The sequence below is a fragment of the Pseudomonas sp. AC239 genome, assembly GCF_979258545.1.
The window spans coordinates 4,673,345-4,688,335 of sequence record NZ_OZ409864.1; the positions used below are offsets into that span (position 1 = coordinate 4,673,345).

12 protein-coding genes are annotated in these 14,991 nt (G+C 57.5%); 10 read left to right on the forward strand and 2 right to left on the reverse strand.

Features of this window, described 5'->3' with window-relative positions; all coding sequences use genetic code 11:
* Window positions 1-268: 268 nt before the first annotated feature.
* From ACZ0AZ_RS21370 to kdgK, 8 genes are all read left to right on the forward strand, one after another.
* On the forward strand, window positions 269-1,117 hold the full coding sequence (locus tag ACZ0AZ_RS21370) for a transporter substrate-binding domain-containing protein (RefSeq protein ID WP_039758601.1): 849 nt from the start codon (window positions 269-271) through the stop codon (window positions 1,115-1,117).
* Window positions 1,118-1,168: 51 nt separating this feature from the next.
* Window positions 1,169-1,831, forward strand: a complete 663-nt coding sequence (locus tag ACZ0AZ_RS21375; protein ID WP_024012746.1) for an amino acid ABC transporter permease — start codon at window positions 1,169-1,171, stop codon at window positions 1,829-1,831.
* A 9-nt stretch (window positions 1,832-1,840) separates the two neighbouring features.
* The gene (locus tag ACZ0AZ_RS21380; protein ID WP_016774495.1) at window positions 1,841-2,503 is read left to right on the forward strand and encodes an amino acid ABC transporter permease; all 663 of its coding nucleotides are present in this window, start codon (window positions 1,841-1,843) and stop codon (window positions 2,501-2,503) included.
* Window positions 2,500-3,291, forward strand: a complete 792-nt coding sequence (locus tag ACZ0AZ_RS21385) for an amino acid ABC transporter ATP-binding protein (protein ID WP_041478713.1) — start codon at window positions 2,500-2,502, stop codon at window positions 3,289-3,291. Before ACZ0AZ_RS21380 ends, ACZ0AZ_RS21385 begins: the two co-directional genes overlap by 4 nt.
* Before the next feature lie 31 nt (window positions 3,292-3,322).
* On the forward strand, window positions 3,323-3,712 hold the full coding sequence (locus tag ACZ0AZ_RS21390; protein ID WP_016774497.1) for a RidA family protein: 390 nt from the start codon (window positions 3,323-3,325) through the stop codon (window positions 3,710-3,712).
* 158 nt (window positions 3,713-3,870) lie between these two features.
* Entirely contained in the window at window positions 3,871-4,635 is a 765-nt protein-coding gene (locus tag ACZ0AZ_RS21395) for an IclR family transcriptional regulator (RefSeq protein ID WP_041478714.1), read from the forward strand.
* A gap of 38 nt (window positions 4,636-4,673) precedes the next feature.
* Entirely contained in the window at window positions 4,674-5,888 is a 1,215-nt protein-coding gene (locus ACZ0AZ_RS21400) for an amino acid deaminase (RefSeq protein ID WP_463538080.1), read from the forward strand.
* A 134-nt stretch (window positions 5,889-6,022) separates the two neighbouring features.
* A complete protein-coding gene (kdgK, locus tag ACZ0AZ_RS21405) occupies window positions 6,023-6,943 on the forward strand; it encodes a 2-dehydro-3-deoxygluconokinase (RefSeq protein WP_129998584.1) in 921 nt (306 codons plus the stop codon).
* 116 nt (window positions 6,944-7,059) lie between these two features.
* Here the strand turns inward: kdgK and ACZ0AZ_RS21410 are convergent, their stop codons facing one another.
* Window positions 7,060-7,335, reverse strand: a complete 276-nt coding sequence (locus ACZ0AZ_RS21410; protein ID WP_007912322.1) for a peptidylprolyl isomerase — start codon at window positions 7,333-7,335, stop codon at window positions 7,060-7,062.
* A gap of 51 nt (window positions 7,336-7,386) precedes the next feature.
* The gene (locus ACZ0AZ_RS21415) at window positions 7,387-9,924 is read right to left on the reverse strand and encodes a PAS domain-containing hybrid sensor histidine kinase/response regulator (protein ID WP_463538081.1); all 2,538 of its coding nucleotides are present in this window, start codon (window positions 9,922-9,924) and stop codon (window positions 7,387-7,389) included.
* A 109-nt stretch (window positions 9,925-10,033) separates the two neighbouring features.
* Between ACZ0AZ_RS21415 and ACZ0AZ_RS21420 the strand changes: the two genes are divergently transcribed.
* Complete coding sequence (locus tag ACZ0AZ_RS21420) at window positions 10,034-11,140, forward strand: PilT/PilU family type 4a pilus ATPase (protein ID WP_039758582.1); 1,107 nt, start codon at window positions 10,034-10,036, stop codon at window positions 11,138-11,140.
* A gap of 148 nt (window positions 11,141-11,288) precedes the next feature.
* Entirely contained in the window at window positions 11,289-14,972 is a 3,684-nt protein-coding gene (locus ACZ0AZ_RS21425) for a hypothetical protein (RefSeq protein ID WP_129998586.1), read from the forward strand.
* The last annotated feature ends 19 nt before the right edge of the window (window positions 14,973-14,991 follow it).

The following is a 14,991-nucleotide window of genomic DNA, read 5'->3' on the forward strand; positions in this document are numbered from 1 at the left end:
TCAACTGTAACCCTGATTCGCACCATCACGACGCCATCTGCCCCAAGTTGGGAACGAATCACCCCTTTCATTAGTAATCGCAGGGACCTTCCTGCGCGTTGGGTCGGACCGACCAATTGGTCCGCAAGTCCATATCTCCTTGATTAACAAAGCATTCAATACGACTACAGATTTCTCCTGATTCCTGTGGCACACTTTCTGCTGTCTATTCCGTAGTAACAAACCGTGTTCCGGTATAGCGGAATAAACACAATCTGGAGTGCTTGCCATGCATCGCCGTCCTTCGTTGTTCAAAGCGTGTGTTTTTGTTCTTGCAGCTTCGTCCGCATTCATGGGTATGGCCCAGGCTGCCGACAGCAAACTCGACAGTGTCCTGGCGCGTGGCAAGTTGATTGTCGGCACCGGCAGCACCAATGCGCCGTGGCACTTTCAGGGCGCCGACGGCAAGTTGCAGGGTTTTGATATCGACATCGCCAGGATGGTGGCCAAGGGGTTGTTCAACGACCCGAGCAAAGTCGAGTTCGTGGTGCAGTCGTCCGATGCGCGGATTCCCAATCTGCTCACCGACAAGGTCGACATGAGCTGCCAGTTCATCACCGTCACCGCCAGCCGCGCGCAGCAAGTGGCATTCACCTTGCCGTACTACCGCGAAGGCGTCGGCCTGCTTTTACCGAACAACAGCAAGTACAAGGAAATCGAAGACCTGCAGGCGGCGGGCGATGATGTAACTGTCGCGGTGCTGCAGAACGTGTATGCCGAAGAGCTGGTGCACCAGGCATTGCCCAAGGCCAAGGTCGATCAGTACGACAGCGTCGACCTGATGTATCAGGCAGTGAACTCCGGCCGCGCCGATGCCGCCGCCACCGATCAGTCCTCGGTCAAATACCTGATGGTGCAGAATCCCGGCCGTTACCGCAGCCCGAGCTACGCCTGGAGTCCGCAAACTTACGCCTGCGCGGTCAAACGTGGCGATCAGGACTGGCTGAACTTCGTCAACACCGCGCTTCATGAAGCCATGACCGGAGTTGAGTTCCCGACCTACGCCGCTTCGTTCAAACAATGGTTCGGTGTTGATCTGCCATCTCCAGCCATCGGTTTCCCAGTCGAATTCAAATGATCCCGTGAGAGTGGGGCGATTTCAGTCGCCCCGCTCAAGGTACTGCTGACCATGAACTATCAGTTGAACTTTGCCGCCGTGTGGCGCGATTTCGACACCTTGCTGGCGGGGCTCGGTCTGGGCTTGCAGCTGGCGCTGGTGTCGATCGCCATCGGCTGCGTGATCGGCCTGCTGATGGCGTTTGCCTTGCTCTCCAAACATCGCGCCTTGCGGGTGTTGGCCTCGGTGTACGTCACGGTAGTGCGTAACACGCCGATCCTGGTGTTGATTCTGTTGATCTACTTTGCCTTGCCAAGTCTGGGGATTCGTCTGGACAAGATTCCTTCGTTCATCATCACGCTGTCGCTGTATGCCGGCGCGTACCTGACCGAAGTCTTCCGTGGCGGCTTGTTGAGCATTCCCAAAGGCCAGCGCGAAGCCGGGCTGGCAATCGGTCTCGGTGAATGGCAGGTCAAGGCTTACGTCACCGTGCCGGTGATGCTGCGCAACGTGTTGCCGGCGCTGTCGAACAACTTCATTTCGCTGTTCAAGGACACCTCGCTGGCTGCTGCGATTGCGGTGCCGGAGCTGACTTATTACGCGCGCAAGATCAACGTCGAGAGCTACCGGGTGATCGAAACCTGGCTGGTGACCACGGCGTTGTATGTCGCGGCCTGTTACCTCATTGCCATGCTGCTGCGTTACCTCGAGCAGCGTCTGGCGATCCGCCGATAGGAGGCTGCGATGTACGAATCTCCCAGTTGGTTGCATGAATTGTGGGTCGCACGCGAGCCGTTGTGGCAGGGCTTTCTGACCAGTGTGCAGGTCTCGGCGTTGGCCATTGTGTTGGGCACCATGCTCGGCGTGGTTGCAGGCCTGGTCCTGACTTACGGCAGATTCTGGATGCGCGCGCCGTTTCGGCTGTACGTCGATCTGATTCGCGGCACACCGGTGTTTGTATTGGTGCTGGCCTGCTTTTATATGGCGCCGGCGCTCGGTTGGCAGATCAGTGCGTTTCAGGCCGGAGCCCTGGGCCTGACACTGTTTTGCGGCTCGCACGTCGCCGAAATCGTTCGTGGTGCGCTGCAAGCCCTGCCGCGCGGGCAGATGGAGGCGGGCAAAGCCATCGGCCTGACGTTCTACCAATCCCTCGGCTACGTACTGTTACCTCAGGCGCTGCGGCAGATTTTGCCGACCTGGGTCAACTCGTCCACCGAAATCGTCAAGGCGTCGACCTTGCTCTCGGTGATCGGCGTCGCCGAATTGCTGCTCAGCACGCAACAGATCATCGCCCGGAACTTCATGACCCTGGAGTTCTACCTGTTCGCCGGTTTTCTGTTCTTCGTCATCAACTACGGCATCGAATTACTCGGCCGGCACATTGAAAAGCGGGTGGCCCTGCCATGACTCAAGCTCAAGTTGCTTCACAAAATCAGGCGCTGCTGGACATTCGCGGCCTGCACAAACAGTACGGCGCGGTGGAAGTGCTCAAGGGTGTCGACCTGAGCATGCAGCGCGGCAACGTCGTCACGCTGATCGGCTCCAGCGGTTCGGGCAAAACTACGCTGCTGCGTTGCGTGAACATGCTTGAAGAGTTTCAGGGCGGGCAGATCCTGCTCGACGGCGAATCCATCGGCTATGACGAGGTCAACGGTAAACGCGTGCGTCACCCGGAAAAGGTCATTGCCCGCCATCGTGCGATGACCGGCATGGCCTTCCAGCAATTCAACCTCTTCCCGCACCTGACCGCGTTGCAGAACGTCACCTTGGGGCTGCTCAAGGTGAAGAAAATGCACAAGGACGAAGCCGTGGTGCTTGCCGAAAAATGGCTGGAGCGTGTCGGCCTGCTGGAGCGGCGCAATCACTTTCCCGGTCAGTTGTCCGGCGGTCAGCAACAGCGCGTGGCGATTGCCCGAGCGATTGCGATGAACCCCAGCCTGATGCTCTTCGATGAGGTCACTTCGGCCCTCGATCCGGAGCTGGTCGGTGAGGTGCTCAACGTGATCAAGGGGCTGGCCGAAGACGGCATGACCATGTTGCTGGTGACCCACGAAATGCGTTTCGCCTTCGAGGTCTCGGACAAGATCGTTTTCATGAATCAAGGTCGAATCGAAGAGCAGGGGCCTCCCAAGGAACTGTTCGAACGCCCGCAATCGCCGCGTCTGGCGGAATTTCTCAAGAGCACGCGGTTTTGAATCTGCACTTTTGCAATCAGGAGAAACACCCATGAGCATTACGCGTTACGGCACCGGCAGCACCGCCGCCGGCGGCCAGCCTCGTCCATTCGCCCGCGCAGTTGAAGCGGATGGCTGGCTGCATGTGTCCGGCCAGGTTCCGGCGGTGGATGGCGAGATCATCGTTGGTGGCATCGTCGAACAGACCCACCAGACCATGAAGAACCTGATCGCCATTCTCGAAGAGGCTGGTTATGGTCTTGAAGACGTGGTACGGGCCGGTGTGTGGCTGGACGATCCTCGGGATTTCAGCAGCTTCAACAAGGTCTTCGCCGAGTACTTCAAACCCGAACACGCCCCGGCGCGGGCCTGTGTGCAGGCGAGCATGATGGTCGATTGCAAGGTTGAGATCGACTGCATTGCCTACAAGAAGAAGGCCTGAAACACGCCGATCGTTCCGACGCTATGCGTGGGAATGCAGCCCGGGACGCTTTGCGTCCCAAAAGCGGACGCGGAGCGTCCGGTGAGGCATTCCCACGCGGAGCATGGGAACGATCATTGGCTGTAAACTCCCGGCGACTTTGAATGGAAACCACTGACATGACCGAAGACACCATCAAGCGCCGGGCACGCGGTCTCGACCGGGCGTTCGATATCCTCGATTTTCTCAAGGAAATCGGCCAGCCGCTGCGCCCCAACGACATCGCCAATGGCATCGGCGGGCCGAAATCGACGGTCTACGAATTGGTCGCATCCTTGCTGGAACGGAGAATTCTGGAGCCGGTGGGCAAGGACGGTCACGTCTATCTGGGCCGCCAGTTGTACTTCCTCGGCCAGGCGCATCTGCGCCATTTCGACCTCAGCCGTGAGGCCGATCACGCCCTGCAGGAAATCGTCAGTCAGACTCGCGAAACCGCGCAGATGTGCCTGCTCAACGGGCGCAAATACACGGTGGCGTTGATGAAGGAGGGCGAGCGGCATTTTCGCATTTCCTCCGATATTGGCGAAAACGCGCCGATCCCGTGGACCGCCTCCGGGCGCCTGCTGCTCGCGCATTTGAGCGACCAGCAAATCATCGACCTGATCGACGAAGACGACTACATCCTGCCCGACGGCGAACGCCTGCCACTGGAACGTTTTCTGGCGGAAATTCGTCAGGCTGGCATCGATGGCTTCTTCTCCTTCGACAGCGTCGCCGACACCTTCACCCACTGCTTCGCCGCGCCGGTCAAAGACCCGCAAGGCGTGGCCATTTGTACTTTGTGCATCGTCGCCCCACGGGCCGATGCGAAAAACAATTACAACGACTATCGCCGGGTATTGATCGAGAGCGCCAACAGCCTCGCCCGGCGGATCAACGAATAACCGCGGCTGCCTGCGGCCGCGCCTGTGAGGATTCGACCATGACCACTGCCATCAACTCTGCCGTAGAAAAAGGCGATGCCGCCATCGGTGCGCAACTGACCCGCGACGTCAGCCTGCCGGCGCTGGTGCTGCACCGCGAGGCGCTGGAGCACAACATTCGCTGGATGCAGAAGTTTGTCAGCGACAGTGGCGCGGAACTGGCGCCCCATGGCAAAACCAGCATGACCCCAGCGCTGTTCAAGCGACAGCTCGACGCCGGCGCCTGGGGCGTCACCCTCGCCAGCGCCACGCAGACACGCGCCGCTTATGCCCACGGCGTGCGCCGGGTGCTGATGGCCAACCAACTGGTCGGCACGCCGAACATGGCGCTGATTGCCGATCTGCTCGCCGATCCGACGTTCGATTTCTATTGCTTGGTCGATCACCCGGATAACGTCGCCGACCTCGGGGCTTACTTCGCTTCGCGGGGCGTGAAGCTCAACGTGATGATCGAATACGGTGTGGTCGGCGGACGCTGCGGTTGCCGTAGCGAGCAGGAAGTCATCGAACTGGCCAAGGCCATCGACGCGCAACCGGCGCTGGCCCTGACCGGCATCGAAGGTTACGAAGGCGTGATCCACGGCGACCACGCAGTCAGCGGCATTCGCGAATTCGCCGCATCGCTTGTGCGCCTGGCGGTGCAGCTGCAGGACAGCGGCGCCTTTGCTATCGCCAAACCGATCATCACCGCGTCCGGCTCGGCCTGGTATGACCTGATTGCCGAATCCTTCGAAACGCAAAACGCCGCTGGCCGCTTCCTGAGCGTGTTGCGCCCGGGCAGTTACGTGGCGCACGACCACGGCATCTACAGAGAAGCGCAGTGCTGCGTGCTCGACCGTCGCAGCGATCTGCACGAGGGCCTGCGCCCGGCGCTGGAAGTCTGGGCTCACGTGCAGTCGTTGCCGGAGCCGGGTTTTGCGGTGATTGCTCTGGGCAAGCGTGACGTCGCGTTCGATGCCGGTTTGCCGGTGCCGCTGCTGCGCTACAAGGCCGGCGCAGTTCCGGCGGTGGGCGATGACGTCGGTGCGTGCAAGGTCACGGCGGTGATGGATCAGCATGCGTTCATGACCGTGGCGCCGGGGGTACAGCTGCGGGTTGGCGACATCATTTCCTTTGGGACATCGCACCCGTGCCTGACGTTTGACAAGTGGCGGGTGGGGTTGCTGGTGGATGAACAGTTGGCGGTCATCGAAACCATGGAGACTTGCTTCTAAGGCTTGCGATTGCGTTGCGGCGGCTATTCGCGAGCAGGCTCGCTCCCACAAGGACAATGCGCTCCATTGTGGGAGCGAGCCTGCTCGCGAAAGCGTCCGGACAGCCACCACCGAACCACCAGAGATCCCACCCGATGAAAATCCTCCGCAACACCCCGCGCATCGCCCTGATCGGCGAATGCATGATCGAACTGCAGCAACGCGCCGACGGCAGTCTGCAGCAAAGCTTCGGTGGCGATACCCTCAACACAGCGGTGTATCTGTCCCGTGCGCTGGGCGATAAGGCGCACGTCGACTACGTCACCGCGCTGGGTGACGACAGTTTCAGCGACGAGATGTGCCAGATCTGGCGCAGCGAAGGCATCGGCCTTGATCTGGTACAGCGTTTGCCCGGTCGGTTGCCTGGTCTGTACTGCATCCAGACCGACGCCAACGGCGAGCGGCGCTTCCTGTACTGGCGCAACGAAGCGGCGGTACGCGATTGCTTCACCACCCCTGCGGCCGAGCCGATCCTCGCGGCGTTGCCGGACTACGACGTGCTGTATTTCAGCGGGATCACCCTCGCGGTGCTTGGCATGCAAGGCCGCGCCCGCTTGATCAAGACATTGAGCGAAGCCCGGCAGCGTGATGCGCGCATTGTCTTCGACAACAACTACCGCCCGCGCCTGTGGGCGTCGGTTGAGGAGGCGCGCGCGGCATATCGCAGCGTCTTGCCTTATGTCGATCTGGCGTTGTTGACGGTGGATGATGAACAGGCATTGTTCGGGTTTGCCGATTGCGCTGAGGTGTTTGCCACGTATGCACAGATCGGCACGGCGGAAGTGGTGCTCAAGCGCGGCGCCGAGGCGTGTCTGATTCGCTGCGATGGTGAGGCGTTCGAAGTGCCGGCGCAGAAGGTCGACAAGGTCGTCGACACCACAGCGGCGGGGGACTCGTTCAGCGCGGCGTATCTGGCCAGGCGCTTGCTCGGCGGCAGTCCGGCAGAGGCGGCGCAAGCGGGACATGAATTGGCCAGTCGGGTGATACAGGTGCCTGGAGCGCTGATCCCCAGGTAATCAGAGAATGGCCGCTTGCTGCGCAATCGGTTCGCGAGCAGGCTCGCTCCCACAATGAAAACTTGGTCGACATGTGGGAGCGAGCCTGCTCGCGAAGAAGCCCGGCAGCCAGCCGATCAATCCCGATAAAACACCTGCACCAGGTGATAACCAAACTTGCTCTTGATCGGCCCATGCACGGTGCGCAGCGGTTTCTTGAAAATCACCGCATCAATCGCCCCGACCATCTGTCCCGGCCGCACTTCGCCCAGATCGCCGCCGCGCTTGCCGGACGGGCAGGTGGAAAACTTCTTCGCCAGCACATCGAACGCTTCACCCTTGGCGATGCGCTGTTTGAGTTGTTCGGCCTCTTCGGCAGTTTTCACCAGAATGTGGCGGGCTTGGGCTTTCATCGTGCGATACCTGATAACGGGTGACGGCGGGGCGCGCGATTATGCCTCAAGTCACGGGGTCGGGGTGCTCAACTTGCGGATCTTGCTCGCCAGGACCTCGAGTACAAACGGCTTGGCGACCATGTCCATGCCTGCTTCGAGAAAGCCCTGACGCTCGGCAGCTATTTGCGCGTAACCGGTCATGAACAGCACTTTAAGATCCGGCCGATGCTGGCGAGCAATCTCCGCCAACTGGCGACCGTTCATGCCCGGCAGCCCGACATCAGTGACCAGCAGATCGATGCGTTGTGCGGATTCGAGCAGCGGCAGGGCGGTCTGCGCGTTTTCCGCTTCGAAGGTTTTGTAGCCCAGTTCCTTGAGCAGATCGAGCACCAGCATGCGCACCGCCGGATCATCTTCAACGACCAGCGCGGTTTCACCGGTCGATGACGCCGCGATCGGTTCGGCATTCTTCACCGACACCGCCTCGGCATCCAGTTCAAGCAAACGCGGCAAGTACAGACGTACGCAAGTGCCTTGTCCCGGCACACTGTCGAGGCTGACATGGCCGCCGGACTGCTGGGCAAATCCGTAGATCATCGATAGCCCCAGTCCGGTGCCCTGGCCGATCGGCTTGGTGGTGAAAAACGGGTCGAATGCCTTGGAGCGAATTGACGGCGTCATGCCGGTGCCGTTGTCGCTGACCGCGAGCATGACGTATTCCCCGGCCTTTACCGGCTCGAGAATGGTGATGTCGCTGCTGTCGAGGTACACGTTCGCGGTCTGGATCAGCAACGCGCCGCCCTCCGGCATCGCATCGCGGGCGTTGATCACCAGGTTGAGCAGGGCATTTTCCAACTGACTGACGTCGGTGCTGACGGGCCACACGTCGTCGGGCAGGCGCAATTGCAGATCGATGGCATCGCCCTTGGTGCGCCGGATCAGGTCTTCCAGCGAGTGCACCAACTCGTTGACGTTCAGTTGTTTGCGGTCCAGCGACTGGCGCCGCGAGAACGCCAGCAAGCGATGGGTCAGCGCGGCCGCACGGTTGGCCGATGACACCGCCGCCTCGGTGAAGCGGCCAATCTCGTCGGCGCGACCGTTGGCGATATAGCGCTGCATCAAATCCAGACTGCCGATGATGCCCGTGAGCATGTTGTTGAAGTCGTGAGCGATGCCGCCGGTGAGCTGGCCGACAGCTTCCATTTTCTGCGCGTGGCGCAGCGCATCTTCAGCGCGCTCGCGCTCGAACATCTCGTTCTGCAAACGCTGGTTGGCCTGGGCCAGTTGTTCGGTGCGGGCGCTGACACGCTCTTCGAGAGTTTCATTGAGATTGCGCAGGGCTTCTTCGGTTTTTTTGCGTTCGGTCTCATCGATGACAAAGATGTAAAAACCGTTGACAGCACCGTCCGCGCCATGACGGGGCAGATAGTTCATCAACGCGTGACGGGTACTGCCGTCGCGGTGCGGCGTGTAGAAACTGAAGGAACAGGAGCGTCCGGCCAGCGCTTCAGCGATAAAAGGCGCGCGCAGGAAATACGCCTCTTCGCCGATGACTTCGCGAATCGTGCGGCCGTACAGCTCTTGCGGAGTCAGCCCATACCAGTCGAGATAGGCCGCGTTGTTCAGGCGAAAACGTTCTTCGGCGTCGACGTAACTGATCAGGATCGGCATGGCGTTGATGATCAGCTGCAATTCGGTCTGGCTCTGACGCAGCGCCTGTTCGGTGTGTTTGCGTTCGGTCAGGTCCAGCGCCGCGCCGAGAAAGCGCATCGGCCGACCATGATGATCCTTGTAGCAACGGCCGCGTGCGAACACCCAGCGCAGCGTGCCATCAGCCTGCAGCAAGCGGTATTCCTCGGCGTACTCAGTGCCATGGGTAATGCAGTATTTGATTCCGCGCGCGACCATGGCGCGGTCTTCGGGGTGTACCCCGTGCAGATATTCGCTGATCGGCAACTGCCCGGCCCTGGTCGGATCGACACCGTGCAATTCGGCAAAGTGCGCATCGGCGATGAAGCGGTCTTCGCCAATGTCCCAGTCCCAGGTGCCGACGGCGTCGGTGGCGGCGAGGGCCAGTTGCAGGCGTTCTTCGGACTGGCGCTGGGCCTTCAGGCTTTCCTCGGAACGGCGCTGCAACTCCAGGGCGATGCGGCGGCGTTCGTTGGTTTCGATGGCGGTGATCAGAATTCCAGCCACCTGGGCGGTTTCATCGCGAATCGGGCTGTAGGTGAGATCCAGCCAGAAATCGGTTTTCTTGCCGTCACGTTGCACGCTGAACCGCTGCTCGCTGAAGCTGCGTACCTGGCCCTGTAACACCGCCTGATAAATCGGTTCGGAGAAATCCCGGACTTCCGGCCAGACGTCATGAGTCGGTTGCCCGAACGCTTCGGGATGTTTGCTGCCAGCGAGCAGGGCAAAACCATTGTTGTAGATCTGCGTGAGTTGCGGACCCCATAACAGCAGCATCGGCATCGGTGAATGAATGACGATATCCACCGCCGTGCGCAAGCTCTGCGGCCAGGTGCCGGCGGGGCCCAGCGGGCTGCGGCTCCAGTCGGTGCGGGCAATCAGGGCCTGAGTGTCATCGGTGGTGGGTACAGCGTTCATGTTTCAATCCTGAGCGTGGTTCGGTGAGACGGGGTCTATCATTGTTGCAGGAGCCGCGCCAAGCGTAGGCCAAATCTGCTCATTCATTGCTTCGCGGGTGCTGTCAGCCATGGAAATCGATGCACTGTTGACAATATTGTCGCAAAAAAACGGTTCTGATCTGTTCCTCTCTACCGGCGCAGCGCCGAGCGCGCGCATTGACGGTGTGCTGAGAGCGTTGAGCGATCAGCCATTCAAACCCGGCGAAACCGCGGCCATCGCCGCCTCCCTGATGGACGCCGAGCAACGCCGGGAGTTCGACCGGGATCTGGAAATGAACCTGGCAATCTCCCGAACGGGCGTCGGGCGCTTCCGGGTAAACATTTTCAAGCAGCGCAACGATGTGTCGATCGTCATCCGCAACGTCAAACTCAACATCCCGCGATTCGAAGACCTGAAGCTGCCGCCGGTATTGCTGGAAACGGTGATGCTCAAGCGAGGGTTGATTCTGTTTGTAGGCGCAACCAGTTCAGGCAAGTCGACTTCGCTGGCGGCACTCATCGATCACCGCAACCGCCACAGCGCCGGGCACATCGTGACGATCGAAGACCCGATCGAATATATCCACCGGCACCAGCGCTCGATCGTCAATCAGCGCGAAGTCGGTGTCGACACACGCAGTTTCCAAGCTGCTTTGAAGAACACGCTGCGCCAGGCCCCGGATGTGGTATTGATCGGCGAAATACGTGATCGCGAAACCATGGAGCATGCGTTGTCATTCGCCGATACCGGGCATCTGGTGTTGTCGACCTTGCACGCGACCAATGCCAATCAGGCGCTGGATCGGATTATCAATATGTTCCCTGAAGAGCGGCGACCGCAGTTGCTGCAAGCGCTAGGCAATAACCTGAAAGCATTTATCTCACAGCGCTTGGTGCGTACTGTTGATGGTCAACGAAGGGCTGCTGTTGAGGTATTGCTAGGCACGCCAACGGTGGGAGATCTGGTTCGGCGAAATGAACTGGGAGAACTTAAAAGCGTTATGGAAAAGTCGGAGGGTGCAGGTATGCAAACATTCGACTCCGCGCTTTATAAGCTGGTTGAAGAAGGTGTTGTCGATGTAGATGAAGCAATTAAACATGCAGATTCTGTGAATAATTTAAGATTGCGGATAAAGCTGCACTCAGACGATAGAATCAAAGATGACTCGTCGGGTGGTTGGGGGTTGATTGAGTAAAGTGGATGTTTACTGAGTTCGTGTTTGTTCTGTTGAAGTTTTCGCTCTGAAATGTTGGTTAATAACTAACTGGTTGATAGATGTTTGGTTCTGTTTAAAGTTTAAAGGCGTCGATTATGACGCTAATGAATTTAAACTAGGACAGAACATGAAGATCAGAAGTGGTTCCTCTGGTAGTGCAGTTATGGCTGCGCAGGAAAATCAGTTATGCATTAAAGCTGATGGGTTAGAGCGGAAAAAAATAACGTCAGTGCTTTATGCGTTGTATAAAGTGCGACAAAGTGCAGCGTTGATCGATATGGAGTCAATTACTTTGACCTTGGAGGAGGAATCCTCTTTTTATTATGTGCACAAGACTTTCAGCAAAATGCTGGCGGATCTGATCAAGCCATACGATCGTAACGCGGTTGCAATCGTCACCAGCGCCGGGCTTGACGTCTGGATCAACAACGGAAGTGGCGCTGAAAGCATACGACAGAAAATACAATCTGACCCGAATGAGCAGGCAGTCCTGAAAATAATCATGGAGGGCGCGGCGCAAACGGGTGGAGCAGTCCGCTCGGTAACGGACGATGCCAGTTATGCTCAATGGCTGCGCTTTCACGGGCTGTTGGTCCCGACTGATGTCGAGCAACTGGAATCTCTGCTGAATTTTCTGCAATGGGAATTCCGCCGTAGTGACCGTATCGCCGGTTATTGGGACTACATCAACGGCCACGACGGTGGCTCAGCTGCATTGACCGTAACTCAGTGTCAAGAAATTCGGACATTGACAGCGAAGCTGGTTCCCGCCGGAAAAGGTTTGCTGGGTATGTTGTATGAAAACGTCAAGCCCGTTTTACATGACGGGATTGATTGGGAGACTGCCGACGAGGTGCTGCAGGAACTTGTGCATCATCAGTTTTCCTATGATTTGGCGAAGAAGTATATTGATGCACTGCAGTGGTGGGGCGCTCGTGCTGTCGAGGAGTGCGATGCGTATGATTATGCGCATGTTCTCTACACGGCCATTCTTCTTCAACTTGATCCAGGTATTGGTAGTAAGAAACAGCGCAACGTAATCGCTGGCTATGATATTTATCATCCAGCCGTTGCCGCCGATAAGAGCCTGTCCAGTATTCGGCAGAGCTTTGAGCAGCATCTTGTCGGCCAGAAAATCGTGCCCCGCGCGTTGGTGCCTTTGGCATCACATATGCTGCTGTCCGCGGTGGCCCCGGTACTGTTGATCGATGGTGTGCCGACATGGCTGACTGCTGGTTCAATCGGCTGGGTAACGTTGTCTCAGGCGGTCGGCATGATCGAGCTCAGCGTCAGAGGATCTTCACGCTTTGTTCATTACGATGACGTAATGCTATTTGCCGACATGGGCTCGATAAGTCATGCACTGGGCCAACTCCAGGGCCTGGCTGCAGTTGACGTCATCATTGATTGGGCGTTGATCAACGAGGTGATCACGCAAAGTGATCTGAATGCATCTGTCGCCAATGCCGCCGAGAAAGCTCTGGGTGCCTATCAAATACATGTAGAAACGATGGTCAACGGCGTGAAGGCGTTTTCCACGCCAGTACCCAATCGGAAGAAGCTCGCGCTGGAGGCTTTGCAAAAAGCTTTACCGGAATGTGATTTTCTCGAGGACCCGCTACTTCGGCCGGAAACTTTTTCCAGTGCACGAGTATCAATGCTGGATTTGCACATCGAGGGTGTACTGACTTCGGGCGAATGGGACTGGAATGAAACACCACACATTCTGAGCCGATATCCGCAGTTGATGAGGCTGGCGATTAATCAAGATGTTTTTGAGGCGGAGGTTCGAAAGTATCACCGCAACATTCACAAAGCGATAGCTTCCAATATAAAGCTGGCCCTGTCTGGAATGCCCCGCCCGGATCGCGATATTTTTGCAAAAAACAAGATAACTTTCTTTACTGTGCGGGCGCCAGTTACTGAAATTATCTACCCCAGTAGCAATTACAACTTGGTTGGCGTGGCCAACAAGGGGCCTCAAAGTTTCGAGGTGCAAGCGAAGAAAGATCAGGCACGGGGGCGCTTCGCGGTGATCATGATCGCCTCATACGGTGATAATGAATTTCTGTGCTATGAGTTGTTCAGCCTTTTGGGCGAATGTCGAAGAAATGACGCTTTGGGTGAATTGATTCTGAAAACTCAAAAAATGAAGATGCAAGCCAGGCTGGATTTTCAAGGAAAGAGCAATGATAAGTCATCTCCTCTTCCCGCAACCCATAATGTTCCGACTGACTTTCATAGCTACACGCAGGGTACACGTCCCCGCCCTAATGCCTCCGATATCATGGTCATAGAAAAGCTGGGGACGCTTGCTGCGCCGACAACTCCGCCAGCGGGCAAGCACAGTCTTTATCAGTTCTTCATGGACGAACATATAAACAATATCGCGCAATTCGTGATAACGCACCGGCCTATCGGCAGCCTCGATGAACTGAAGTTGGCGTTTACTGATCTTACGGAAAGAGAGTCTCTGACCAAGAAGACCGACGAATGGGTGACGTTTGTAGTTGATCTGGTTGTGCCCTTCAAACGATGCATTGAAGACATTGCTTCGGGTGAGCGCAACAAAGTCGTGGATGGCATTTATGCCTGCACGATGGATGCGATTGGGATTTTCTTCACTGTCTTGGGCGCCCCGGCAAAGATACTGACGATTGCAGCAAGAACAGTTTCGCTGACGGCGAAACTCGCCAGCGTCGTGAAATATTCCTTGAAGTTGACGGTGTCGACATTCAACCCCATAGATGGGTTACCGACGGCCGGATACCTCGCGACCAAGTCACTTTTGAAAAGCGGCCTTGAATTAAGCAGGCAGGGCGTCAAGCTACTCGACTCAGCGACCTCGCAATTGCATCGATTGACCGGTAGGCGTCAATCCGTGGACTTTCTGAAGTTATCCAGTTTGCCCCAAGCCGGTCAGGGCAAATGGAAACCCCGGGCGGGTGCCGCCGATGTGGTTAACGTATGTGCGTTGAACAGAAACAATCAATGGTATGCGATAAGCAGTCGCGGTACTCCGTGGGGGAAAACGCTGGCTGACTTCCAGTTTCAGCACGCGTTCACTGTGCCTAGCGTGCGTCCCGAGAGCTATACGCGACATATCGTCCAGAACAGTCTGCCGATTGCGCGGGAAAAGGTTGACGCGGCAGTCAAGCTGCTCAGCATGCCAAAGCTCAATACCAAGACCGATTTTGCCATTGGCCTGTTTTTAGGCAGCACCCCTGGAGGGCGAGATGAGTTTGCGACTTTATTGACGGCTGTTCGATTGAACGTCTACGACACGTCCGCCAGCAATTTCGTGCTGGACAGTGCAAAAATCGATGATCAAACCATTGAAGTCAGCCAGACCCAATACAGCGAATGGAAAAAGGCCGGCTTGCACGAGAAGGAAAGTGTCGAGTACCTGACCATCAACAACCGAAATCTCAATTCCCGTTTCAATGCAGCAGGTTTTAATTACGGTGAGGTTGCGGACGATCTGCTTCATGAGATGTTCCGCGCAGGGGCAGGCAAAACTGATTTGATTACCGCCCCGGCCAGTATGCAGAACAACACTGCCGTCCTCGATGTGGCACCGTTGCTGAATCTCGCGGCTGGGCGCCTGCCGAAACCGGGTGGCGGGTTTCACAGTGCCGCTGAAGCTCGGTCGAATGCCGACTCTTATGCAGTGTTGACTGCGCTGCTGAGTCAGGTGGAAACGGATGCTGCTGCATACTTCAAGAACGTCGAAATCCTCAATGCAGCGGTCAGCCGTCACATCGGTCGGACGATAGAAAGTGAAGTTCTCATTGAGTTGAACGGTGATTGATTCGTAACGCTGCCCCATG